24 protein-coding genes are annotated in these 24,652 nt (G+C 49.7%); 10 read left to right on the top strand and 14 right to left on the bottom strand.

The genetic code is table 11. The features are described from left to right. The first annotated feature begins 6 nt into the window (after window positions 1–6). From VGN67_RS12120 to VGN67_RS12105, 4 genes are all read left to right on the top strand, one after another. Entirely contained in the window at window positions 7–1,194 is a 1,188-nt protein-coding gene (locus VGN67_RS12120; RefSeq protein WP_327487092.1) for a DUF5009 domain-containing protein, read from the top strand. A 205-nt stretch (window positions 1,195–1,399) separates the two neighbouring features. Beyond that, the gene (locus tag VGN67_RS12115) at window positions 1,400–2,245 is read left to right on the top strand and encodes an alpha/beta hydrolase (protein ID WP_327487091.1); all 846 of its coding nucleotides are present in this window, start codon (window positions 1,400–1,402) and stop codon (window positions 2,243–2,245) included. Between the two features lie 149 nt (window positions 2,246–2,394). After that, complete coding sequence (locus tag VGN67_RS12110; RefSeq protein ID WP_327487090.1) at window positions 2,395–4,443, top strand: beta-L-arabinofuranosidase domain-containing protein; 2,049 nt, start codon at window positions 2,395–2,397, stop codon at window positions 4,441–4,443. A 133-nt stretch (window positions 4,444–4,576) separates the two neighbouring features. Then, the gene (locus VGN67_RS12105) at window positions 4,577–5,692 is read left to right on the top strand and encodes a DNA topoisomerase IB (RefSeq protein ID WP_327487089.1); all 1,116 of its coding nucleotides are present in this window, start codon (window positions 4,577–4,579) and stop codon (window positions 5,690–5,692) included. 93 nt (window positions 5,693–5,785) lie between these two features. On the opposite strand, the gene VGN67_RS12100 is transcribed toward VGN67_RS12105, so the two are convergent. The 4 genes from VGN67_RS12100 to ruvB form a co-directional block, all read right to left on the bottom strand. Further along, a complete protein-coding gene (locus VGN67_RS12100; protein WP_327487088.1) occupies window positions 5,786–6,244 on the bottom strand; it encodes a hypothetical protein in 459 nt (152 codons plus the stop codon). 463 nt (window positions 6,245–6,707) lie between these two features. Beyond that, entirely contained in the window at window positions 6,708–6,956 is a 249-nt protein-coding gene (locus VGN67_RS12095; protein WP_327487087.1) for a hypothetical protein, read from the bottom strand. 101 nt (window positions 6,957–7,057) lie between these two features. Further along, entirely contained in the window at window positions 7,058–8,074 is a 1,017-nt protein-coding gene (locus tag VGN67_RS12090; RefSeq protein ID WP_327487086.1) for a hypothetical protein, read from the bottom strand. A 195-nt stretch (window positions 8,075–8,269) separates the two neighbouring features. Then, window positions 8,270–9,298: a Holliday junction branch migration DNA helicase RuvB gene (gene ruvB, locus VGN67_RS12085; protein ID WP_327487085.1), complete on the bottom strand. Its 1,029-nt coding sequence runs from the start codon at window positions 9,296–9,298 to the stop codon at window positions 8,270–8,272. Between the two features lie 120 nt (window positions 9,299–9,418). Between ruvB and VGN67_RS12080 the strand changes: the two genes are divergently transcribed. Beyond that, entirely contained in the window at window positions 9,419–9,610 is a 192-nt protein-coding gene (locus VGN67_RS12080) for a hypothetical protein (RefSeq protein WP_327487084.1), read from the top strand. A 95-nt stretch (window positions 9,611–9,705) separates the two neighbouring features. Further along, complete coding sequence (locus tag VGN67_RS12075) at window positions 9,706–11,040, top strand: M23 family metallopeptidase (RefSeq protein ID WP_327487083.1); 1,335 nt, start codon at window positions 9,706–9,708, stop codon at window positions 11,038–11,040. Between the two features lie 4 nt (window positions 11,041–11,044). On the opposite strand, the gene VGN67_RS12070 is transcribed toward VGN67_RS12075, so the two are convergent. Both VGN67_RS12070 and VGN67_RS12065 read right to left on the bottom strand, forming a co-directional pair. Further along, on the bottom strand, window positions 11,045–11,707 hold the full coding sequence (locus VGN67_RS12070; RefSeq protein WP_327487082.1) for a hypothetical protein: 663 nt from the start codon (window positions 11,705–11,707) through the stop codon (window positions 11,045–11,047). Beyond that, the gene (locus tag VGN67_RS12065) at window positions 11,655–12,227 is read right to left on the bottom strand and encodes a hypothetical protein (RefSeq protein ID WP_327487081.1); all 573 of its coding nucleotides are present in this window, start codon (window positions 12,225–12,227) and stop codon (window positions 11,655–11,657) included. Before VGN67_RS12065 ends, VGN67_RS12070 begins: the two co-directional genes overlap by 53 nt. A gap of 125 nt (window positions 12,228–12,352) precedes the next feature. On the opposite strand from VGN67_RS12065, the gene VGN67_RS12060 reads away from it, so the two are divergent. Further along, entirely contained in the window at window positions 12,353–12,823 is a 471-nt protein-coding gene (locus VGN67_RS12060; RefSeq protein WP_327487080.1) for a hypothetical protein, read from the top strand. Here VGN67_RS12060 and VGN67_RS12055 read toward each other — a convergent pair. The 7 genes from VGN67_RS12055 to rimP form a co-directional block, all read right to left on the bottom strand. Continuing rightward, a complete protein-coding gene (locus tag VGN67_RS12055; RefSeq protein WP_327487079.1) occupies window positions 12,820–13,044 on the bottom strand; it encodes a hypothetical protein in 225 nt (74 codons plus the stop codon). The two genes, VGN67_RS12060 and VGN67_RS12055, sit on opposite strands and share 4 nt — an antisense overlap. A gap of 23 nt (window positions 13,045–13,067) precedes the next feature. Next, on the bottom strand, window positions 13,068–13,751 hold the full coding sequence (locus VGN67_RS12050) for a hypothetical protein (RefSeq protein ID WP_327487078.1): 684 nt from the start codon (window positions 13,749–13,751) through the stop codon (window positions 13,068–13,070). Between the two features lie 247 nt (window positions 13,752–13,998). After that, a complete protein-coding gene (locus tag VGN67_RS12045; protein ID WP_327487077.1) occupies window positions 13,999–14,376 on the bottom strand; it encodes a hypothetical protein in 378 nt (125 codons plus the stop codon). 14 nt (window positions 14,377–14,390) lie between these two features. Then, window positions 14,391–14,729: a hypothetical protein gene (locus VGN67_RS12040; RefSeq protein WP_327487076.1), complete on the bottom strand. Its 339-nt coding sequence runs from the start codon at window positions 14,727–14,729 to the stop codon at window positions 14,391–14,393. Window positions 14,730–14,945: 216 nt separating this feature from the next. Then, window positions 14,946–18,203, bottom strand: a complete 3,258-nt coding sequence (gene infB, locus VGN67_RS12035; RefSeq protein ID WP_327487075.1) for a translation initiation factor IF-2 — start codon at window positions 18,201–18,203, stop codon at window positions 14,946–14,948. A gap of 102 nt (window positions 18,204–18,305) precedes the next feature. Beyond that, a complete protein-coding gene (gene nusA / locus VGN67_RS12030; RefSeq protein ID WP_327487074.1) occupies window positions 18,306–19,547 on the bottom strand; it encodes a transcription termination factor NusA in 1,242 nt (413 codons plus the stop codon). Between the two features lie 88 nt (window positions 19,548–19,635). After that, window positions 19,636–20,118 (bottom strand): ribosome maturation factor RimP, encoded by a 483-nt coding sequence (gene rimP, locus VGN67_RS12025; protein ID WP_327487073.1) that lies wholly within the window; start codon window positions 20,116–20,118, stop codon window positions 19,636–19,638. 169 nt (window positions 20,119–20,287) lie between these two features. Here rimP and VGN67_RS12020 point away from each other — a divergent pair, with 169 nt between their 5' ends. The 3 genes from VGN67_RS12020 (at window position 20,288) to VGN67_RS12010 (ending at window position 23,427) form a co-directional block, all read left to right on the top strand. Then, window positions 20,288–21,373: an endonuclease/exonuclease/phosphatase family protein gene (locus tag VGN67_RS12020; protein ID WP_327487071.1), complete on the top strand. Its 1,086-nt coding sequence runs from the start codon at window positions 20,288–20,290 to the stop codon at window positions 21,371–21,373. Window positions 21,374–21,497: 124 nt separating this feature from the next. Next, the gene (locus VGN67_RS12015; RefSeq protein WP_327487070.1) at window positions 21,498–22,220 is read left to right on the top strand and encodes an HAD family hydrolase; all 723 of its coding nucleotides are present in this window, start codon (window positions 21,498–21,500) and stop codon (window positions 22,218–22,220) included. A gap of 28 nt (window positions 22,221–22,248) precedes the next feature. After that, the gene (locus tag VGN67_RS12010) at window positions 22,249–23,427 is read left to right on the top strand and encodes a TIGR03364 family FAD-dependent oxidoreductase (RefSeq protein ID WP_327487069.1); all 1,179 of its coding nucleotides are present in this window, start codon (window positions 22,249–22,251) and stop codon (window positions 23,425–23,427) included. On the opposite strand, the gene VGN67_RS12005 is transcribed toward VGN67_RS12010, so the two are convergent. Continuing rightward, window positions 23,318–24,619: a DUF5690 family protein gene (locus VGN67_RS12005; protein ID WP_327487068.1), complete on the bottom strand. Its 1,302-nt coding sequence runs from the start codon at window positions 24,617–24,619 to the stop codon at window positions 23,318–23,320. The two genes, VGN67_RS12010 and VGN67_RS12005, sit on opposite strands and share 110 nt — an antisense overlap. Between the last annotated feature and the right edge of the window lie 33 nt (window positions 24,620–24,652).

The raw sequence follows: 24,652 nt of genomic DNA, 5'->3' as shown, positions 1-24,652 counted from the left end.
CTATTTGTGAAAGAACCAATTTCCCTGCCGCAACGGGTTTCCTCCGTGGATACCTACCGTGGTTTTGTTATGTTACTGATGATGGCCGAAGTACTTGAATTTGGTCATGTTGCCAAAGCGGCGCCGGAAAGTACCTTCTGGTCTTTCCTTCACCACCACCAGAGCCACGTACCCTGGGTTGGCTGTTCGCTGCATGACCTGATCCAGCCTTCGTTTACTTTCCTGGTGGGAGTGGCCCTGCCCTACTCGCTGGCGAGCCGCCTTGTCAAAGGCCACAGCACCAGCTACCTGTGGCTGCACATGCTACGGCGCGCGCTCATTCTGGTACTTTTGGGTATTTTTCTTCGTTCCATGTACCGTCCGCAAACTAATTTTACCTTTGAGGACACTCTTACCCAAATTGGGCTGGGGTATCCGTTTTTGTTTGCGCTCGGGTTCCGGTCTCCGCGTACGCAGTGGATAGCGCTGGCCGTGCTGCTGGTTGGGTACTGGCTGGTATTTGCGCTTTATCCGCTGCCCGGCCCGGACTTTGACTGGACCCAAACGGGGGTACCCGCCGACTGGCCCCATCGGCTGGGCGGCTTTGCGGCCCATTGGGATAAGAACACCAATGCGGCCTGGGCTTTTGACCAGTGGTTTCTCAATCTATTTCCCCGCGAAAAGCCTTTTCTGTACAACGGCGGAGGCTATGCTACGCTGAGTTTCATACCTACCCTCGGTACCATGGTACTTGGACTGGTGGCCGGGCAATGGATCAAAAATTCGGAAGCGGCCGGTCCGCTCCTCAAGCGCCTGCTGCTTACCGGCGGCCTACTGCTCACGCTGGGGTTTTTACTAAACTGGTCGGGTTTTGCTCCCAACGTGAAACGGATCTGGACCCCTACCTGGACCCTGTTCAGCGGGGGCTGGTGTTTTCTGCTGCTGGCGGGCTTCTATTATGTGGTTGATATACTTCAAACCCAAAAGTGGTTCTTTCCCGTTATAGTTGTCGGAATGAACTCCATTGCCGCCTACGTGCTGGCTCATACGGTAGTGGGTTTTATTGATCAGTCTTTCCGGATTCACATTAACCCTCAGTATGACCTTTTTATGGGCGAAACTTACCGTACGCTCGTTAATGGAGGGGTTATACTACTGGTGCAGTGGCTAATTTTATATTGGATGTTTAAGAAAAAGTTGTTTATTAGAATTTGAGAAAATAAAATAACTATTGAGGAAAATTTACCGTTAACTAAGTTAAACAACAGAAAACGATCCCGTGGCATAGGTTTTTTTGCAAACTTATTCATCTTCATCAACTGCTGTAACGTATGTTTTAAAGCAGAAATGACTAAAAAAAGCTACTATGGGTACTCTCTATTTTTCTCAGAAATTTATTCACAGAACTGCGTGCCTTGCCTTGGGGCTGCTTTCACTTGGCTCAACCGGTTGTCAGGATTTAGGTCTGATGGCTCCCGATACCAGTTCTATCAACGATCCTATCATTGACCACGTTGAACTCAAAAACGTGTCTTATGGTAAAGAACCGTTGCAAAAATTTGATTTGTATCTTCCTCTTTCCCTGGAAAAAAATCCGGCGGAAGTAGTTGTCCTGCTGCACGGAGGCGGGTGGGTAAGCGGTGATAAATCCCATCTAATTCCTACCGTTGATTTGTTAAAAAAGACCAAGAAAAACCTGGCTATTGTTAATCTCAACTACCGTATTGCTAGCGATGTCGGAAAACTGCTGCCTGCTCAATTAGCGGATATCCAGTCGGCCGTACAATTTCTGGTGAAAAATTCAGAAAAGTATAATATCAAAAAGAAGGATTACGTGATTGCCGGGGTAAGTGCGGGCGGCCACCTGGCCCTTACCCACGCCTACCGCGACAACCAGGAGCAGGTTGTACAAGCCGTAGTGGCGGCATCGGCCCCCACGGAGCTCTGTATAAAAGAACTTATTGACAAAAGCCTGCAGCCCAATGTTCAATACCTGGTTGGGGCGGAGTACGAAAAACCGTATGATAATTTCATTAACGCCAGCCCCTACTACCTGGCTAGTTTCCGCTCTCCGCGTACTATACTTTTGTACGGAGAAAAAGACGAACTGGTACCCTGGCAGCACGGCCTGCTACTTCAGAAAAAACTGAAGGCTTTAAAGGTACAGCATACTTACATACTTTACCCGGGCGAGCCGCATTTCATTACGCCCGAAAAAGTAACCCGAAACATTATTGCCGTTTTTCAGAACAAACCGGCCAGCTAAATACATAGCGTCTGATTCAACCTCTAACCCGGAATCCTAAGTCTAAAGGCTTAGGATTCTTTATTTTATACCCGGCTATCATTAGAAGCAAAGCTTTTTTATCTTGAGAAGGTAAATCACTCTCAAAATCCGAAACCCGGAGATTCCCTATGAAGAGCCTACTTTCAGCTGTTTGCCTGCTTCTGTTCACTTCTTTCACGACCGGTTCGTATCACCAACCGACCCCGACTGCACAACCCAGGCCCCTGGAAACCTATACGCCGCCCGTCTTTACCGAACTGCCACTGGGTACCATAAAACCCACGGGCTGGCTGCGCAATCAGCTCCTGATTATGGAAAAAGGTACCACGGGGCATCTGGATGAGGTACATAACAAAATAAAAAAAGACAACGGCTGGCTGGGTGGCAAGGGCGACGGCTGGGAAGAAACACCCTACTGGCTGGATGGCGCCGTGCCACTGGCTTACCTGCTGGACAGCAAGCCCCTCCAGGAAAAAGTACTCCGGTATATCAACTGGACCCTCGACCACCAGCGGCCTTCCGGCTACTTTGGTCCCATTACGAAAGCGGAGCGGGAACAGGGCGTACAGATTACCGCCGACAACTGCGAACAGGGCGAAGACTGGTGGCCCAAGATGATCATGCTTAAGGTACTTCAGCAGTACTACACCGCCAGCCAGGACCCGCGCGTGATTCCTTTTATGACTAAGTACTTCCATTACCAGTTACAGTCCCTCAAAAAATGTCCCGTTGGCAAATGGACCGAGTGGGCCACCTCCCGGGGCACCGACAATGTAATGATGGCTCAGTGGCTGTACGGTATTACGCGGGATAAATCATTACTGGAGCTCGCTTCGCTGGTGGAGTCACAATCGTTCCCCTGGAGTACCTGGCTGGGCAACCGTGACTGGGCAATTGAAGCGGCTACCAACCAAAACGGCCAGAACTGGATGCACCGGCACGCGGTAAACGTGGGCATGGCGCTGAAAGCCCCGGCTGTGAACTACCAGCGAACCCGCGACGAGCAGTACCTGAAAGCGCTGAAAACCGGCTTTAACGACCTGATGACGCTCCACGGTCTGCCCATGGGTATATTCTCGGGTGACGAAGACCTCCACGGCAATGATCCTTCGCAGGGAGTAGAGTTGTGCGCCATTGTTGAGTCGATGTTCTCGCTGGAGAATATTATTGCGGTAACGGGCGATGTACACTATATGGACGCGCTCGAACGAATGACCTTTAATGCCTTACCTACCCAAACGACCGACGACTATAACGCCAAACAGTACTTCCAGATCGCCAATCAGGTACAGGTATCGCGGGGGGTATTTGATTTTTCGCTCCCCTTTGACCGGGAAATGAACAATGTATTCGGTATGCGAAGCGGCTATACCTGCTGCCTGGCCAATATGCACCAGGGCTGGACCAAGTTTGCCCAGCATCTCTGGTACCGAACCCGCGACAACGGTCTCGCGGCGCTGGCTTATAGCCCCAACCAACTCAAAGCAAAGGTAGGTAGTGACAATACCGAGGTAACCATCAACGAAATAACGGACTACCCTTTTGGTGATGTTATTCACTTTGAAATAAAGACTCCCAAGCCGGTAGCTTTCCCGTTTACCCTCCGGATACCCGGCTGGTGCAAGGAAGCTACCGTTTCATTGAACGGAAAACCAATCAGTAAGGCAAAAGCCGGTCAGCTCTATACCCACAACCAAACCTGGAAGAACGGTGATAAGCTTACGCTGCACCTGCCGATGGAGGTAACTACCTCCAACTGGGCCAAAAATTCGAGAGCAGTTGAACGTGGTCCGCTGGTATATGCTCTCCGGCTGGAAGAACAGTGGGAAGAAGGTCACAATGAAGTAGAAGGTAAGTACTTCAGCATATTTCCCAAAGGCGACTGGAATTACGGGCTGGTAGAGCAGGTAATCAAAGACCCCCTGAAAAATGTTCAGGTTACTATAAAACCCCTGGCTGATTCGTTTGTGTGGAATATTGCGAATGCCCCCATTGAGCTTCGGACGTCGGCCCGGAAAATACCCGCCTGGCAAGTAGTAGAGGGAGTAGCCCGACAGCCGGTAACCGACCGGAACGGCCTGTACAAAGGCAAAGTAGGTGAAGCCGTAGAAGCTATTACCCTCATCCCCTACGGCTGTACCAAAGTAAGAATTGTGGCTTTTCCGGTGGTAAGGTAAAGAGGTTAAATATCCTCACCGCAGCTACCAATCCTAAAACAATGAGTAGTCTATTCCGCAACTGACAATATAGAAAACACCGCACTGTACGGGTACTGATTTTGTAGACTCCCTTGTCTAATATAAATGAAGTATGTCGGCAGTAGCAACACCCACGGGACCTAATGTGGATTTTCCCTCCATCTCTCCCAAACAAATAAAAAAACTAAAACATGACCCCGTCCGGACAGCCGAGGCGGTGGGCCTTACCTACGTTCGAAGTGGCTATGCTCCCGGCTACCGCCGTATCGGGGCGGGTCGGGGCTTTTACTATGTCAATGAGCAGGGCGAGCGTTGTAAAGATGGACTAACCCTTAGCCGTATCAAGTCGCTGGTCATTCCGCCGGCCTGGCGCGATGTGTGGATCAGCCAGGATTCCAACAGCCACCTGCAGGCTACGGGTATTGACGAAGCCGGGCGCAAGCAGTACCGCTATCACCCTTTCTGGAACCAGATCAGGAACCACGCCAAGTACTATCGGCTGCTAAATTTTTCAATCGCCTTACCTCAACTGCGCGAGCAGGTTGAAAAAGACCTGAGGCGACGCAACGACGACCTCTCAAAGGTAACGGCACTGGTCATAAAGCTCATGGAAAAAACGTGTATCCGGGTGGGGAACCTACGGTATAAAATAAAAAACGGTTCGTCGGGTATTACCACCCTGGATGCCCGGCAAACTACTGTAACGGGTTCACTGGTGCGGTTTACTTTCAAAGGAAAAAAAGGGATAAAACACGATATAACCCTGCGTGACCGACAACTGGCCCGCCTGGTAAAGCACTACAAGGCAATGCCCGGGCGACGGCTTTTTCAGTATAGCAACGAGCACGGCAAACGGTGTACCCTCAAGGCAGAGCACGTGAACGAGTACATCAGGGCTCATACCGAAGGAAACTTTACCGCCAAAGACTTCCGGACCTGGATGGGTACCGTTACCGCTTTTGAGTTCCTCAGCGCCCAGCTAGCCAGTACCAGCAAACGGGATTTTAACCGGAAGGTAAACGCTTGTCTGGATGCTGTGGCCGCTCACCTGGGTAATACCCGGGCGGTTTGTCGCCGCTACTACGTACATCCGGCCGTACTACTGGCTTATGAAAACAACAAACTAAAACGGTTTCTGTCCAAAAGTACGGAAGACGACTCTCTTTTATCGGAAACCGAGCAGCGTCTAAAGGCTCTTTTGGGTAGTCATTCGGCTGTTGTTAGCTAAGGGCATAAAAAAAGCGAGAGGAAACTTTGGTAAGTTTCCTCTCGCTTCACTCGAACAGTTAAGGGTGGTTTGGAATAATATATCGGATCTTTGTTAGGCACTAGCTGCTATTCTATAGGCAGGCATTTGGCTGGTACTGCTCCAGGTTTGCACAGTACCTACTTCTTTAGCCAGTACTTCGTACAAATCTGAAATGCGGGCTATGTGTTCCTGCAAAATATAAGATTCTTCACTGTCTTTATCCAGGTACTTCAGTAGTTTTTGGTAGCAGTGTAAGGTTGAGTACTCAGTGTCTTTGAGTAATCTGGCAATTAAGATACGATCGTTAAACTTGTCCAATGAAATTGGATTGGACTTTTTTACCGAGCTATCCCGCAGGTCACTATCATTCAACATACATTTGAAATAATCGTAAATCCACTGGATCTCTTTTTGAAAAAGTAAGGCGCTAATATGGCCTTGATTACACGTACGACGTAGTGTACCTAGGTCGTCTTTCTTCATAGCCTCAATATATAAGGTCTCTCTCTTCTTATGCTCGTTCCAAAGCATAGCTGCACACTGAACGAACTCTTTTAGGTGCACTTTATCCACGTTGCTCACTCCTTATGATTGTTGAAGGTTAAAAAACGGAAGTAGATATATAGTTTTAGCTTCATTATTTAAATAATTATACCAGCAGCCTGCTTTGTCCGTCCATGTAACTGCCATTTGAATTCATTTTCTACTTCTAACCTGCTGTGTATACGTAAATTATTTTTTGAAGATAAACATAGAGGTTTACCACAATTGGGGAAACTGTGGATAAACCTTCTCTACTCCCAGCACATTTCCCCACATAAAGTAGGAAAGGTGGGGAAATAAACAAAAACTATTCAATAAACTGTAACCATCACTAATAATTAATGTCTTCTTTAGGAGAGCTTATGTAACAGGAATAAATTTTTGTGCCAGCACAATAAAAAAAGCCCGGTCATTAAAACCGGGCCTATATAATAAAGAGGAGGGAATCTTGTTAAGCGCGCTGATGCACGGGAATAATGGGCAAGTCAAGTAATCGTGCTACTTCCTGTTCGGCTTTTTCGAAATCGGTAGCTTCACAAGGCTCACAGTGTAATGCCTCTATTAAAGCTACGTTGAATTTGGTCCGCTCTATGGAAGGATTGAATTCATACAGACAAATAATCTTTACCTGATCACCTTCCCGTTTGAAATATTGCCCTCCTCCCTGGCTGCGAAAAAAGTCCTTGGTCTCTTTCATCATTGTGTATTTCAACTTTATTATTTACTTGTTAAACGATATTATATTGTTATTTAATATACACCTCAGATTCAACTTAGCCTTTGCACCGTAACACCAAGCCATTAGCTGGCCAATCTGTACGGTACAGACATCGGTTTTACTTTGGTCAGCAAAGGCTTTATGACATCTTCGTATCGATTCTGTACAAATCCTTTACGTAAATAGCCAGGCAGTTGCTCAACGAAACTTTCATAATGTTGCTTACCCAAGGCTTTTGCCACGTAAGCCTCATGAATAGTATTGATGTACTGAACGGTTTCCAGCAAACAGTGGTGGAAAAGCCTGAAATCAATTGCCGCTTCTACAAAGCGCTCTATTTCCCGGTGATTAGCCGATATCTTTAATCGTGAAAACAAATCAAAGAAAGTTGTCGCTCCTAATTTATAGGCTACGGCGTCCCAGTGTTTTTTACTAAACTTGGTCAACACCTTACCGGTACTTGCATTGCGCTGGGCCGTATCCGGATTAGCCTGTAGCCTTCTCCTCAACGCCTGGGCCTGCATGGTACGGGTAGTACGCAGAAACTGCCCTACCTGTGCCTGTGACTCCTTGGGAGAGTCGACCAACTGCAGGTTTGGGGTACGATACCCCTCTGGCAGGGCCCGGAGCGAAAAATGACCCGGCGAACCAAAGGCTGCAAAACTAACCGGATAGGGAAACCAGCCTTCTGCTACCAGTCTACCCAATCGTAGCCTTACTATGTTTTCACTCGTGGCTATTCCTCCCTCCACCGCTAGAAATGCTTTAGCTCCAAAGAGCAGGCAGTAGTACGCCTGCGGAAAAGTCCAGTGCAGGGCATTTTTAAGATAGGACTCGTCGCCATTAGCCGCCGTAGCGCGCAAGCCATACTCGGTGTTCCAGCATTGGATAAGCATCTTTTCAGCATGCTCAATCCGCTCGTTTGTCAGTGAAGGAGCGAATGACTGAAACCGGGACAAATCTGCCAGCGAGTAATTGTCCTGCAGGTGCAGGATATGCCTCTGAATTCCAAAGAAGTGATTGAGAAAAACCTGAGCCGGAATAGATTTCCGCCACTGCTCCTGCTCTTCCCACTTCATTTTTTCATCTGATGCTTCCATTGACAGTATAATTAAGTATTATTATAACAGTAGCCATACTCTAAAAATTCCATATTATAGATAATAAGTTTTATCCAACCTGCTGCCGCACAATTAGTTAACTTTATGCATGTTTCGGTTACAGAATTTATTTTTAATAAATACCGAAGTACCTTAGACCACCGGACCAGGTACCCCGGCACTGCGCACTGCTCCCTACGCTGCCTGGTCCAGCAAAAAGCGGTCGGGTAGGTTGAGCCCCAGGTGCTGGTAAGCTTTTTCGGTTGCTTCGCGCCCACGCGGGGTACGCTTTATAAATCCCTCCTGAATCAGGTAAGGCTCATACACTTCCTCAATGGTTTCCGACTCATCCCCAATGGCCGTAGCAATGGTACTTAGCCCAACCGGTCCTCCTTTAAACTTGTCAATAATAGCCATGAGAATACGGTTATCCATATCGTCCAGTCCTCCCTCATCAACTTCCAGGGCAACCAGGGTACGCTTGACGATATCCAGCGTAATAGTACCGTCGCCAAGTACCTGGGCGAAGTCGCGGGTACGGCGCAGCAGGTTGTTGGCAATACGCGGAGTACCCCGGCTGCGGCTGGCCAGCTCGTAGGCACCAGCGGCGTCAATAGGGCTGCCCAACAAGATCGCCGAACGACTAATAATCGTGGAAAGCAGCTCAGCAGAGTAGTATTCCAGCCGGGCGTTAATACCAAACCGCGCCCGTAGTGGCGCCGTGAGCAACCCCGAACGGGTAGTGGCCCCAATCAGGGTGAAAGGGCTAAGGCCTATCTGAACCGTACGGGCGTTGGGGCCGGTATCCAATACTATATCAATCTTATAATCTTCCATGGCCGAGTAAAGATATTCCTCGACTACCGGATTGAGGCGGTGAATCTCATCAATAAACAAGACATCGCCGGGTTGTAGATTCGTCAGGATTCCGGCCAGCTCGCTGGGCTTATCCAGTACCGGACCGGTGGTAGTCTTTATTCCGGCGCCCATCTCATTGGCCAGGATATGGGAGAGCGTGGTTTTACCCAATCCGGGAGGGCCGTACAGCAGCACATGGTCCAAAGGCTCCTCGCGCTGCCGTGCCGCCTTCACGAATACTTTCATGTTCTCCACTACTTTGTCCTGACCCGTAAAATCGCTGAAAGAAAGTGGTCTTAGCGCCCTTTCCAGCTCAACTTCTCCGCTCGAAAGCGGCTTTTTCTGTCTCACAATACTGCTACTCATCAGCCTGGTTTTGTTTGTTATTCAATAATCAAATATACTAAATTTGTATTTAACTTTTATCATAAAATAGCAGTTATATAGACAATTTATAATATATTTACATTATAAAAATTTACTACCATGAGAGTAAAACAAGCTGCCCAACTAGTGATAAAGCAGGAAGTAGCCCGGCAGGGATATATTACCGTTACCTGCCTCAGAACCAAAGAAGAATGTAAGCTTAGCCTCCCAGACTTTGAGGCTGCTGTCAGAGCGGGGCTTGCTCTGTACGAGGAGCACTATCAACAGCAGAATCGCCGAAGAGCCGCCTGAAAATCTTGCATTTAGGCTCTTTTATGAAGATTTTATGTTTAGGCTGGCACAGATTTGTTCCTCCCCGAACTAACATTAGCAGACTTTGATACACTATGAAAAAACATACAAATAGATTTTTAATACTTTTCTTACTAGGTACCCTTGCCTCCTGTAACTTAAAGATTCCGCCTATAACCCAATGGTTTCCTACTACCCCACGGGAGTTTTATGAGCGCGACCTGAGACGCAAGAAATTAGACCGGACTCCGGCAGGTCGCGCGTGGCAACGACAGGCCGAACAGGTACTTTCTGACTCCCTCCTGGTGGGGTTGCCTTATCGGGAAAAAGATTTCTTTGGAGACTCGGTTTCTGCACATTCCTATCGATTTGTAGTTCCTGCTGGTCGTCGGCTGGTGATATCAACCGACCCAACCGGCAATGACAGTACCTTGCGGCTTTTCGCTGACCTTTTCCGGGTTTCGCAAACGGGGAAGCCTGAGCGCGTAGCCTATATGGCTAAGGATGATTCGGTGATAGTGTACGGAGGCGGTCAGGAGGAAACGCTTTTGCTACGCCTGCAGACTGGTTTAAATAATGTAGCTTCCATTACCCTGAACCTGAAAACGGAGCCGGTGCTGGGCTTTCCGGTTGCCAGCCGAAGTCGGGCCGATATTATCAGCTACTGGGGTGCCGTCCGGGATGCGGGCCGGCGCTCGCACGAAGGGATTGACATAAGAGCTCCCCGAGGTACTCCTGTAGTCGCTGCCGCCAATGGATTTGTTTCCCGGGTGGGTACCAATAACCTGGGCGGAAATGTAGTATCGGTGTCAGCAACGGGCCTGGGTATTTCGCTGTACTACGCGCACCTGGACACGCAGCTGGTAACGGTAGGGCAACGGGTAAAACGCGGAGATACGCTGGGTACCGTAGGGAATACAGGAAACGCTATTACCACGGCACCACATCTGCACTTTGGTATTTACGGAGGCTGGTCAGGGGCTCGTGATCCTTTGCCTTTTGTAAATGACCGGGAAGAACGACTACCCAATTTGGCAGCCACGCGCTGGTTGGGCGACACCGCCCGTCTTGCGCAGAAAGGAAACCTTTTTCGCTCTTATGATCTGAAGGAGAAAATCGCTCCCTTAAATAAGCATGCTGTAGTTTGGATCACGGGCCAGTCGGCCCGGAGCTACCGGGTACTCCTGCCCGACGGTACCAAGGGTTATATTGCTACTACTTCACTACAGCCCATTGAAGGACAACTGACCAAAAGAAAAGTAAGTACTCCCTTACCGCTTATTAACCTGCCAGTGGGCGGAGCAGAAACAGTTCGCTCACTAACGGGTAATGAAACGGTGGAAGTACTCGGGTACTTTGAAGATTATGAATTGGTAAGGACCGAAGACGGAGCGACGGGCTGGTTGAGCAGTACCTCACCAGCCAGGTAAATTATTACCATAGTACTTTAAGTCCGGATTTTTTGTAAGCCCCAAACTGCAGATCCGGCGTTAGCAGTGGAACCTCCAGGGATACAGCATGGGCTACCAGCCAACGGTTGTAGGTGTTTTCACTGCTCAATAAATGGGTAGCAGCTCCGGACTTGGTACCGGCTGCTACTTCAACCAGCTGGTTTACTGGCTGTAGGCGGGTAAATTCGTTCATAACCTGTGAGTTCAGCTCTCCCTGCGACAGCCCAAAGCTCTTGGTCATGCGGGACATGAACGCACCAAAGTCGGCCCGAAGTATATACTGCCCCTCCCGTACCTTCTCGGCCCACTCCCACCAGGTCGCCGCACTAACGATACACTCCGTATCGGCGTCATTCAGGATGAGCAGGGCATTATGGGAAAGTCGCGACGGGTCCCGCACGAGGTAATCAAGCGTAGGGGTGTCAACCAGTACCCGCGTGGGAAGTTTACGCAAATCAGCGATGGTTTTTTCGGCGTGGTACCTTTCCGAAAAGTCGGTTCCCCATACGTCCGGACTCACGTATACCACATTCAGCTTAATCCACTTCTGCCAGGCTACTTCTTTTCGGGCTTCTGCTTTGGCGGCTTCTTTATCAGGCAGCCTGGTCGGTGTCGTTGGTAGTACGGCGGTTTTGGGTTGCTTCATTTCTTTTATTGTTTTCAAACCAGTGAGGGGGACAATGTGCTAAAATCCAATCGGGTAAAGTGTCGGGGGAATCTTTATAACTCCGGTGCCACTCTTCCAGCTTCTGACTTTTCCATTCCAGATACTCCGTCATTACTTCCCGGGGCGTATCATACTGGGCACCTATTCTTCGAAAGGCATATATAATATCTTTTATACTTTCCAGCGGATAGCTATCCAGAAGAAATTGAGCCCATTGCCGTAACTGCGCAGGCAATACAGCCTCCTTACCCTCCCGTTTTGTATAACGCACCCAGGCGTAAGCCAACAGCTTCAGAATAGTTTCCTGACCTAAGCGGGGAGTCAAGTCACGAAGCTTGGGGGCTTCAAAAGCATCCTGCAACCGGACGCTAAGCTCCAGGGCCCGGTAGGCTTCCAGGGCCCGGTCATCACTGTCTGCGGCCAGTTCTTCCCAGCTCATAGGAACCAGCCAGGTGAGCAACAAATCCTCGGGTCGCCACCGCAACGATTTGGAACTCATACTATCTGAATTATTAATTATAGGCTCTGATCCAGTCATGGTTAAATTATTTTTATAACTTAACTTGCTTAAATAAATAATATTTGTCTATTTTTGAACCAAATACAATTAAAACATAATAGACAATGTCCTACACTGCATCAGATTCTGACACTCCCAGCGATATCTACGGCTGCCTGGAATACATCATGCAAACCAAAGGATTAACCGCTTATGGCCTAAGCAAAGAGCTTGGCTTTGATAAACCCGCCAAACTTTATACCATACTAAGGCGCAAAACAAAGCCGAGCTACGAAACGCTTATCAGCATCGTGAACCGATTTGACGACATCAACGGAGACTGGCTGCTAAGAGGCGCCGGAGAGCCCTTCAAAACCAACCAGGCTACTCCCGGAGGCAAACAAGCCGATAGTTCTTCCCAACCCCATACGGAGCAAAGCGGACCTTCGAACGAAACCCTCATCCTGCGCGAACATAACCGGCTGCTGGAAAGACAGTTGACAGATCGTGATGATACTATTCAGCTACTCAAACAGCAGATCCTGATTTTGCGGGAGGTTATTCACCGCGAGCCGGGCAACCTTTCCGTTTTTTAAAACGGAAGGTCGCTGGCCCGGGTCAACGGTGGTAGTGTCATCAGCTCGTGCAGGTCCTCCGGCCCACACAGGTACTTAAGCGCTTCCAGGTTGTCATCCGTGTCTACCACTATTGTCTGGTGCGTCGTCACAAGGCGGGTCCGGCCTGCTTCAACCTCCACCAACTCAACTGTATCAGGGTGAACCAGATACAGTACCTTATCTCCTTTTAGTGCTATCATTGACGTTACCGGATTACTTTTTATTAAGCGGCCTTGGCCGAAGAACCATTGGTCAGCGAGTAGTCGTCCAGCGACTCGATGGCATTGTAGTATGACCGTGATATTAACTTGTGCTGCGCACCGCTGGTAAGGGTTTCGCTGCGATAAATTCGGTGGTCACGGGCATACTCACGCAGTTCGCGAACACGGCTGGCCGGAGCTGTCTCGTACGAGAACCGGGCAATAAACCAGGACTTGGTAGGATCAGACTTACTGAATACTTTCTCGGGGCGTACCGTTACAGTTACGTCACATAGGGTCTGCCGTTCGTACAGAATAGGCTCCATCATGCGGTACAGTTCGTTGACTGACGTATTATTGAACATAAGGGAAGACACACAGTCTTCGTCGTCCACAAAGAATATCTCCGCCCACAGTTCACGTACGGTACGGCCAAAAAGGGTATCTTCAAAAATTCGGTAGGCAATGGGTTGAAAAGAGAAAGTAGTCAGCATACGTCCCTTCTCGTCGGTCAGAATACGATCGCCGTACAGGTTGAACTGTCCGCTCTGTCCGTTGAAACGGTATTCACGCGGACGACCTTCAAAATACAGGTACTTGTCCATCACCAGCGTTTCGCCTGACTCCTCGTCGGTACGTACCAGCTGGTAGGAGCGCAGGTTCTGCTCCTCTTCGTTTTGACTCGTTAACTCGTTGTTCGATTTCATGTCTGCGAGTATAAAATATAATAAGTAATATAGTAAATAAAAAAGAAAGCCAATAGCTCAGCAAACCGCTGTTGCCCCTCTTCATGGTAGTACAAATATAAAACATAATATATAATATACATATCATATATTCAATTATTTTTCACCCATATCTTACATTTTTTTTACACAAAGAAGCCTTAGTTATATTATACAAAAAAGGCCGCCCTTTGGGGCGGCCTTCCAGAAAATCGTAGGTTAAATCAGCTTACTTGAACTCTTCTTCATCATCCTCATCGAGCTCATCTTCTTCCAGGTCTTCCATGGTAAGGTTTTCCAGTTCTTCGTCACTGAGTTCATCTTCCTGTAAAGCCCGCTGTTCAGCTTCGTACAAATCATCCACCACATGAAGATTGTCTTCAAGCGTAATATCATTAATTAGCTCCAATGGAATATCACTCTGCGCGTGGTCATATTTAGTAGAATGATTCTTGGTTCCGTTCGGAAAGGTACTCTCTCCCGGCCTGCGGTCCACCATGGTCAGATTCGTCTTTGACTGCCTGATACGGTCCTGGTCCAGGTCCTCATTGTCTTCGGGCAATATATTGCGGTTTTTCATGATTTCTATCTGTTTAATCAGTTTCACATTTTTTTCCACTTCTACTCTGACTCCCCTTCCTCTTTATTATTGTTACGCTGCATCTTTTCATAGCTATCCTGAAGGTCCTCATTCTTTTGCTGATCCGACTGCCTCCGGTCCATGTCCTCATCGGCCAGCGGCAATGTAGACTCCCACTTTCCCTGCCCCCCATTAGCGCTATAACCTTTATCAGGATCGGACTCTTCCAGGGGTACATCGCGGTAGCCTTGTCCAACGCCTATGGTAGTCTCAGGCTTTTGGTCGTCTGGATCATAGGTAGCTGGCTTGTCGGCATCGCTATCGCTTCTATAATGAGCCATTGAGTTATCCTCAGTATCTCTATTTTTTGAGTCTTTCATATCCAATGCTGTTTAGAACAGTTTATACTCAGCTTTTATAAAATAACTGTTCCGTTTGCAGGAAGCCCCTGAAGCATCTTAAAAGCACAGGCAGATGTGTAAATGAAGGAGGAAGGATTTCCCCAGGAAAGGGCTAAAAATACGGGCCCATTCAGGTATAAAAAAGCGGCCCTCTGGATGCAGAGGGCCGCAGTACCTAAAGGTACCTTAGTTATATTACAAAGTACGTTTTACTTCGCGTAGTTCAAAGCTCTCGATAATATCACCTTCTTCGATATCGTTGAAGTTCTTGATGTTCAGACCACACTCGTAGCCCGTCCGTACCTCATTGACATCATCTTTAAAGCGTTTGAGAGAGTCGATCTCGCCGGTGTGGATAACAATACCTTCCCGAATAATCCGAATTTTGTTATTACGCTTCACAAATCCATCCGTTACATAGCAACCGGCAATGGTTCCAATGCGGCTAATCTTAAAGGTTTCCCGAATTTCGATATTACCGGTAACAAACTCTTCTACCGTCGGTGCCAGCATACCGGTCATCGCATCCTTAATCTCCTCAATGGCCCGATAAATTACGGAGTAGTGACGGATCTCTATTTGCTCCTGCTCGGCCATTTTCTTGGCATTGGGCGAAGGACGTACCTGGAAGCCCACAATGATGGCATCGGAAGCAATGGCCAGGTTAACATCCGACTCGGATATTTGTCCTACTGCCTTGTGAATGATACTTACCTGGATCTCCTGGGTAGAAAGTTGTAGCAATGAGTCTGACAAGGCTTCCACCGAACCATCCACGTCACCTTTCACAATCAGGTTAAGCTCTTTGAAAGTACCAATGGCTTTCCGGCGTCCGATTTCCTCGAGGGTAATGTGTTTACGGGTACGCATGTTCTGCTCGCGCAGGATCTGCTCGCGCTTGTTCGCGATATCACGGGCGTCACGCTCGTTCTCCATCACGTTGAACTTATCCCCGGCCTGTGGCGCTCCACCCAGACCTAGTACCTGAACCGGAGTGGAAGGTCCGGCTTCTTTCAGTTTCTTACCACGGTAGTCGGTCATGGCCTTTACACGGCCAAAGTTAGCCCCTGCCAATAGTATGTCTCCTACCCGTAAAGTACCTGTCTCTACCAATACAGTTGTCACATACCCACGGCCTTTATCCAGAGAGGCTTCGATAACTGTACCTACAGCCCGACGGTTAGGATTAGCTTTTAGCTCAAGAAGTTCGGATTCCAGCAATACTTTTTCCAGCAGGTCATCTATACCCATTCCTGACTTAGATGATATTTCCTGAGCCTGGTACTTACCACCCCAGTCTTCAACGAGGAGGTTCATATTTGCCAGTTCTTCCCGGATCTTTTCCGTATTAGCCCCATTCTTATCTACTTTACTGAAAGCAAATACAATAGGTACTCCAGCTACCTGAGCGTGGTTGATCGCTTCGCGCGTCTGAGGCATGACACTGTCGTCAGCCGCGATAACAATAATAACTACGTCCGTTACCTGGGCTCCACGGGCACGCATCGCCGTAAAGGCTTCGTGACCAGGTGTATCCAGGAAGGTTACCTGCTTACCCGTTTTTGTTTTAACGCTATAAGCACCAATGTGCTGCGTGATACCTCCGGCTTCACCGCCCGCAACGTTAGCTTCGCGGATGTAGTCAAGCAAAGAGGTTTTACCGTGGTCAACGTGTCCCATAATGGTAACAATTGGTGCACGCTCTACCAGATCATCCGGACTATCTACTTCTATGGAAACATCGTTCTGTACTTCTTCTTCGGCTGAGATAAACTCTACCCCGTAACCAAATTCATCGGCAATAAACGTGATGGCTTCGGCATCCAGACGCTGGTTTATTGAAACGAACATACCCATGCTCATACATACCGATATTACTTCCTGCACGGTTACGTCCATGAAGGAAGCCAGGTCGTTGGCGGAGATAAATTCCGTTACGCGCAGTACCTTGGTTTCGTTCTGATCCTCATTGAAGTCATCCTGCTCCGAGCGATCACGACGGCGGCCCCGCCCCCTGGTACTACCTCCACGCGTATTACCACCACCCATGCGGGCCATCGTGGCTTTAATATTGTCAGATACTTCTTTCTGAGATACTTCTTCGCGACGGTCGCGGCGACGTCCTCCTGCACCTGTTCCGGTTCCTGCACCTGTCTTGCCTTTTGCATTGGCACCTGCAGTACCCGCAGCTGGTGCAGGTCGACCAGTTCCGGTGGTTTCCTTGGGCTTTCCGGCCGGCGAAGCGGTACCCGCGTTGGCGGTAGCTTCGGCGGGCTTGGGAGCAGCGGCACCCCCTTCACGAATGCGCTTCCGTTTGCGACGCCGCTTTTTGTCAGCATTGGCATCGCTGGTGGAGGCTACCGCATCTTTCTTGCGGCCCCGTTCCGAAGGCAGTTCTATTTTCCCCACTACCCTAAGGCCGCGGAGTTGTTCGCCCTTGGCCTCAATCAGTTTCGACTCCTCCGGAGTGTCACCAGCTGGTTGTTCGGTCTTAGGTTCTTCTTTGGGACTGGCAGCGGGTGGCCTCTCGTTTTGAGCAACTGCTGGTGCTTCTTCTTTCTGGCTTGATTGACCCGTCCCCTCAGCAGGTACTACACGGGCTTCAGCCTTAGGTTCCGCCGGGGCTGTTTCGGCACGGGGAGTATCCACTCGGGGAGTATCCACTCGGGGAGTATCCACTCGGGAAGTATCCACTTGGGAAGCATCAGCTCGGGGAGCTTCCACTCCGGGAGCCTCCACTCGGGGAGCCTTTACCTTCAAAGCCTCCTCCTTGGGAGTTTCTGTCGGAACGTCAATGACAGGCGACTTAGCACCCTGGGAGTCTCCACTCCGGGAGTCTCCACTCCGGGAGTCTCCACTCTGGGAGTCCTCATTTTTGGAATTAGTATTTTCCCTGGCAGCTGGTGCCGCGGTCTCCGGACGAGGTGCTTCTATATCGGGTTCCTTCCGCGCGGGCTCCTCAATTTTGGGAGGCGCAGGCGGGGTAGGTATTTCTTTCTTCACCGGCTCCGGCTCTTCTACGGTTTCCGGCCTGGGCGGAGCGATCGGCTTTCTGGTATTCAGATCTATCTTACCTACTACCTTTATACCCGGTAGCCTGTTTTCGGTTGAAGCCAGTGAGGGTTCAACAGTTTTTTCAACGGTCTTATCTTCTTCTTTAGCGGGGGGCGGTGTGCGGAAATAAAGTATATCCTCAAAATCGCTCCTTACTTTTTCCTCCTTCTGCTCCACAACAGGTTCCGCTGGCGCCGGTTTGCGGGGTCCCCCCGCCGACTGCAGCTCGCTTGATTTGAAATCCTTGGCCAGGAACTCAATCTGTTCGGAGTTGATTTTGGTATTAGGATTGGTTTCCACCTTAAACCCTTTGGCAGACAGATGATCCACGATCGTAGATATACCTACGTTCAGGATTCGTGCCACTTGGCTTAGGCGCATCATTTTATCTTCTGCCATACTAGCAAGTAAAAAAGTGTTTTCTTTTATGGGTAATCAATTATCAACAAATTAGTTCCGCTTTACCGCCCGCTGTTTTACGGTCCAAAACCGTGAAACCCTTTATTCAAATTCCTTCCGGAGTATATCCAGAATTTCTTCTACTGTATTTTCTTCCAGATCCGTACGACGTACGAGCTCCTCTTTATTCAAAGCCAGTACACTTTTGGCCGTATCCAAACCTATCTTGCGTAGCTCCTGGATCATCCACTCGTCAATTTCATCGTTGAATTCCGACAGATCCACATCTTCCTCATTCTGCTCTTCGATGTCGCGGAATACATCAATTTCCATGTTCACGAGCCGGCCGGCCAGCTTGATATTCTGTCCTCCCTTACCAATGGCCAGTGATACCTGATCCGGGCGCAGGAAAACCGATACCCGCTTGGCTTCGCGGTCTATCTGCATGGAGCTTACTTTGGCCGGGCTCAGGGCGCGGCTAATCAGCAGCTCCAGGTTATCGGTGTAGTTTATAACGTCAATATTCTCATTGCCCAGTTCACGTACTATGGTATGGATACGCGATCCTTTCATACCCACACAGGCTCCTACCGGGTCAATACGGTCGTCGTAGGATTCTACGGCTACCTTGGCCCGGTCACCCGGCTCGCGTACAATCCGACGGATGGAAATCAAGCCATCGTAAATTTCCGGAATTTCGGTTTCGAACAAGCGCTCGAGGAAAACCGGAGAAGTACGCGACAAAGAAATCTTGGGCGTACCGTTAATCATTTCAACCTTATGGATAACGGCCTTCACGGCATCGCCCTTCCGGAAACGATCCTTGGAAATCTGCTCGGTGCGGGGCAGGCTCAGTTCATTGCTCTCGCTGTCCAGTACAATAAGTTCATTGCGCAGGGTTTGGTACACCTCACCGGTAACCAGCTCCCCTACCTGATCCTTGTACTTTTCGTACATCATTTCCTTTTCCAGGTCCTTGATCTTCTGAATCAGGGTCTGACGGGCAGTTTGTACCAGACGACGGCCAAAATCAATCAGCTTTACTTCTTCGGCTACTTCTTCTCCCACTTCAAAGTCAGACTGTATCTTGCGGGCTTCCGCCAGAGGTATCTTGTCATGATCCCAAATATCCTCGGAGTCATCATCCACGATTTCGCGGGTGCGCCACATTTCGAGGTCACCACTTTCGGGGTTGATGATCACATCAAAATTATCGTCGGTACCGAACTTCTTACGAATCATCGTACGAAAAACTTCTTCCAAGACGCTGATCATCGTTGGACGATCTATGCTTTTCGAGCGAGCAAATTCTGCAAATGACTCGATCAATACTACGCTATCCATTGGTTATGTAAGGATAATTACTGATACTAAGTTAATAATTATATCGCTGTCTGAAAAAAACAGCCCCAAATATGGGTTGAATTTCTACTTATTTAAACGAAACCTGCACGACTGCCCTGGCAATGTCAGCCAGTTGAATGGTCGGCCGGAGCGTGGCTTCGTCTACCGGTACTTTTGATTTCTTTTTGGGGGCAGGTAGCTGCAGCACAATACTTTCCTCCGTTACTTCGGCCAGGTTCCCCGTAAGGATTTCTCCTGATTGCAAGGTTACTTTCAAATCCCGTCCGATGTTCTTGCGGTATTGGCGTACCATTTTCAGGGGGTAATCCAGGCCGGGCGAAGATACTTCCAGGGTGTAGGCCTCTTCAAAAACATTCTTCTCTTCCAGCTCCGCACCCAGTTTTCTGCTAATTCGTGCGCACTCCTGAATGGTAATTCCTTCGTCACTATCCAGCAGGACTGTCACCTTCTGGCTTACTCTGGAAGACTTTACCAGAATATCTACTACAAAACAATCTCCTTCCTGTAAGTAAGGTTCCAGTAATTGTTCGATTTGTTCCTTCAGCGCCATGAACGTTATACTGCAACAAAAAAGGGGATTTCCTATCCCCTCGATCTTAAAATTGAACCGAAATATGCCGCAAAGATAACACTTATTTACAATTTGCACAAACAGTACCGGTATCTCTGCATTATTCAGGAGGTTCCTCTATTTTTGGGGTCAAAAGAATGAAAGTACTATGCGATTGATAACTGGAGGCATCTGGTTTTTATATAAATTATTTGTGGTGTACACCCTGGTCGTGTATGCCCTTTGCTACTGGATGCCGTCCTCCCACTGGCTGGCGGGTTTCATGATGATCTCTTTTCCGGTGGTACTTGTCGGGCAGATAATCTTTCTGGGGTTTTGGCTGGTACTTCAACCCGCCCGGGCCGTAGTACCGGTCGTGCTGCTGCTGGCAAGCTTTCCGTTCCTGGAACGTACTTATAAGTTGAGCGCCCCCGAGGGGGCTCTTGCTACCGCCGGTGCACCTGCACTCAAAATCGTCAACTACAATATTGCAGGATTTCAACTCTACGATGACAGCGAACCTTTTACGGAGCAGGTACTGTCGTGGCTGAAACAGACGAACCCCGATGTTATCTGCCTCCAGGAGTTCTCTAACCGTAAAAACAAGGCTGGAGTGACTACGCTTGAGCTGATGAAAAAGGCCGGCTACCCCCACCACGTTGCTCTGACCCGGGTTAATGACGAAGACCCTTCCTACGTGAGCGGCGTCATTACTTTTTCAAAGTATCCGATTGTTGCCAGTAAAGATGCTCACTTTGCCAGTCAGAACGGCATGGTACAAACGGACATCAGGTGGCGGGGAAAAATAATCCGGATTATTAACGTACACCTTTACTCCATGACCCTGAAGCTGAACAAGCTGGCCAGCCAAAAGGGGTACGTGGGTGTAAAGCGGGAGACCCGGGGTACCCTGCGGCAAATGAAGAAAGGCTTTGTGGAACGAAACGATGAGGTAAATCAGCTGGATTCCTGGATAACGGAGTCGGAGTACCCGGTAGTAGTTTGCGGGGACTTCAATGAAACCCCCTACAGCTATGTCTATGGCCGCCTGCGCGGGCAGTTGGCCAATGCTTTTGAAGTACAGGGGCGGGGCTTTGGGTTCAGCTACAACAGGCTCCCGTACTTTATCCGGATCGACCACCAGTTTTACAGCCGGGAAAACCTCAGACTTCAGGATTTTCAAACCATGAGAAAGATTCCTTATTCGGACCATTATCCGCTGGTAGGTACCTATACCCTGGCTGAGCCGGAGTAGAGTTAACATTTATTTCATAAACAGATAACCTTGCCAGTGGCCGGGCTTTTCTATCTTTGGCCCTGATATAAACCATTTATCCTGCCTCCCCAACTTTCACCGTTCGCTATTCCTACCTGACCTTATGATCCAACTGGTTACCCTTGACATGGCCGGCACTACCCTCACCGACCAGCACGAAGTAGAGGCCTGCTTTGCCCGGGCGGCGCTTAAGACTGGTCTCACAGTAAGCAACGACCGGATACTGGCTATGCAGGGCCTGCACAAGTACTTTGTTTTTCAAACGCTCTGGGAGGAGCACTTCAAAAGCCGGAGCCATCCGGAGTTGCAGATGCGGGTGGATAAATCCTACAAGGTATTTACCGAAGTACTTGAGCACCACTACCTCACCCACGAAGTTACTCCAACCGAAGGCTGCCTCGAATTATTTGACTACCTGCACCAGCAGCAGATTCAAATTGCCCTGACCACGGGCTTCTACCGCCGGGTCACTGATATAATTTTAAAAAAGCTGGGCTGGCTGGAAGGGCTCAACGAACAACGGGTAGGTACTTCAAACACCCTGATCCAGGCCTCCATCACCAGCGACGAAGTAGAAAAAGGCCGCCCTCACCCGCACATGATCCAGAAAGCCATGCGACTGCTGGGCGTGGAGGACCCGGCGAAGGTACTTAACGTGGGCGATACGCCGTCGGACATTCAGTCGGGCTTTGCCGCGCGCTGCCGGATGAGCGTAGCCGTTACCAATGGTACCCACAGCCGGGAGCAACTAGAGCCGCACCAGCCCGACCGCCTGCTAGGCTCCCTGCGGGAGATGATCGGGATCGTAGAAGAATTGAATCAATAAAGTACCTGACCGCTACATTTTTTTCCTTATGATAAAATACGACTTAATTGTAGTAGGAGCCGGTATTCTGGGTACCTCTCATGCCCTGCAGGCGGCCCGCCTGGGTAAGAAAGTACTGCTGCTGGAAAAAGACAACTACCCCACCGGCGCCACCGTCCGTAACTTCGGACAGGTAGTACCTTCCGGCTTATCGGGACGCTGGCAACGGTACGGACAGCGGTCGGTGGAGCTATACAAAGAAATACAGGCCGAATTTGATATTACGGTACGGGCCAATGGGTCGGTATATGTGGCGTCGGATGAGGAGGAATGGCAGCTGGCCCAGGAGGCAGAGGTACTTTTTCGGCAAAAAGACTATCCGATTCAGCTACTCAACCAAGAAGACACCTTACTCCAGCACCCCTATCTGCAGCCTTCCTACGTAAAAGGTAGTGTGTACTTCCCGGAGGATGTGAGCGTAGAGCCGGACCGGCTGGTTCACCGGCTGATTCAGTACCTACAGCAGAAGTACGAAGTTATCTACCTGCCCAATACGGCCGTGTTGGACTGTGTACCCGCGGCGGCTGGCGTGGAGGTAGTTACGGCCCGCCGTGAGAAGTACTTCGGTAGCCGCCTGCTGGTCTGCAGTGGCGGCGAATTCAGGTTGCTTTTTCCCGAAATCTTTGCTTCCAGCGGGCTGGTCGTAAGCAAGCTACAGATGCTACAGACTTCTGCTTTGCCCCAAATAAAATTAGCCTGTAACATCCTAACCGGCCTCACCCTCCGCCGCTACGAATCGTTTGAAGAATGTCCTTCGTTTGCCCGACTGACTACTCCTTCTCACTACCAAGAATTGAAAAAATGGGGCATCCACCTCTTGTTCAAGCAGGCTACCGACGGCTCCGTGATCATTGGCGACTCCCATGAGTACGCCCCCGCCGACCGGGTGGACGAACTGGGCTTCGATGTGAAGGAATATATCAATGAATTGATCCTACGGGAAGCCGAGCGGATCGTCACTTTTCCGGTACGTGGTATGGCCCGCAGCTGGGCCGGGTACTACGCCCAACACCCCGACGACATCCTGGAATTGGAACCCGCGCCGGGCCTGCATATCATTACGGGGATTGGGGGGAAAGGGATGACGTCGAGTCTGGGATATGCCGAAGAGCGGGTACAGGAGTGGTTTGGTACTTCCGCCGGAACGCCAGGTACGACAAGCACGTAAGTACCAGGTAGGCGGCGGACATTCCGTAGCAGCCGTACACAAAAAACTGTTGAAAGCTGATATCCGGCTGGCCGAAATTTTTGTACAAAAGTACCCCTACACTCCCCAGGTACCCGTACCAGTCGGCCAGGGTAACCAGAAAGCCGACCGTACTCACGTATTGAAACGACGCCACCAGCCGCTCAAAGTACAGACCGTTGCAGGGTACATAGGCCATGTACATACCCAGGCCCGTTAGCATAAACCATACGCCCGGCGTTAGTACCCCCAGTTGGTAAAGCCAGGTACTTGCGCCTACCAGTACCCCGCCCGCCAGCATGATGCCATTGATGAGGGTAAAGGCCCGAAAATTGTTTTCGACCCAGCGCAGCCCCGCCATCAGTACCAGTATGATCAGGGCGATGAGCGTTTCGGTCTGGGCAAAAATAGCCGGATTCCCCACCGCCGAGGCACTCAGGATCTCGGGCGCGAAATTGTCTCTGAAATCACGGAAAGCCGATAACAGTACGTAGGAGGCAATCAGGAGCGTAAGAGCTACCGGAAAGGTACCTATAAAAGCTTGCCTCTCCACCCGGTTCATCGGTCGGCGCTCGGTGCGGGCTACTTCATCCGCCACCGTAGGCGGGGGTAGTTTAGCCAGCCCCCATACCGAAAGCAAGAGCGGGAGTACAAACAGCAGCCCCGTCACAAAGGGTGCCCACAACTCGGTTACCCCCTGCTGCATGAGCAGCAGCGCTACGGTTTTCACCAGTCCCGACGCAAAAATAAACGAGGCCGTCAGGGCCGCGACCAGTACTTCGGTTTGCCGACGACCTTCCAGAAACCCCAGTACGGTACCGTACACCATGCCCAGCGGCAGCCCGTTCAGAAAAAGAAAAAGGATATTGTAGGGTGCGGGTACCAGGGCAAAGCCCAGCAGCGCCAGTTCGGCAAAAAGGATCAGCCCCAGTACAAATAGCGGCCGCTGGTGAGGTTTCATTTCCGAAACTACCTTCACGCCGATTCCCTTTGATACCGCATACCCAAGTACCTGGGCCGTAATCAGCCAGATCTTGTAGTCTATGTCCAGAAATTCCACTCCCTCAAACCGCAACGCGGTAATACCTTTACGAAAACCAAACATACTCGTGTAGGTACAAAAGGCCGCTACCGCGCCCAGGACTGTTACAAAAGTGGAAGAGTACTTTTTCAAGGATCAGGAAAGGTTTCGGTACAGGATTTTTGT

Source organism: Telluribacter sp., assembly GCF_035998675.1.
In the GTDB taxonomy this organism is placed as follows: Bacteria; Bacteroidota; Bacteroidia; order Cytophagales; family Spirosomataceae; genus Telluribacter.
Note: the sequence above shows the minus strand (reverse complement) of the source record. Positions and strands in the feature narration are given on the sequence as shown.